Source organism: Streptomyces caelestis, assembly GCF_001279005.1.
Classification (GTDB): Bacteria; Actinomycetota; Actinomycetes; order Streptomycetales; family Streptomycetaceae; genus Streptomyces; species Streptomyces heliomycini.
Window position 1 is genome coordinate 1 of sequence record NZ_LGCN01000110.1, and the last position, 330, is coordinate 330.

1 protein-coding gene is annotated in these 330 nt (G+C 68.2%); it reads right to left on the bottom strand.

Annotation, left to right across the window (positions count from 1 at the left end):
• The coding region (locus ADK41_RS10745) for a condensation domain-containing protein (RefSeq protein WP_159043960.1) at positions 1-330 on the bottom strand (330 nt) is incomplete at both ends.

Sequence of the window (330 nt, forward strand, 5' to 3'; positions counted from 1 at the left end):
GGGCCAACAACTCACGGAAGGTGGGATCACCACCCACATCCGTCCGCAGGACCAACGTATTGACGAAGAAACCCACGAGATCGTCGAGAGCCTCATCCGTACGGCCCGCGACCGGCGAACCGATCGGAACATCCACACCCGCACCACACCGCGCCAGCACGGTCGCCACAGCCGCCTGAGCGACCATGAACAAAGTGGTCCCGGTCTCACGCGCCAGCCCGGTCAACGCCACATGCGTGACGGCGGGAACGGTCACCTCGTGGGTGGCCCCGCGATAGGAGGCGACGGCGGGACGCGGCCGGTCGGCCGGCAGCGTCGCCTCCTCCGGCA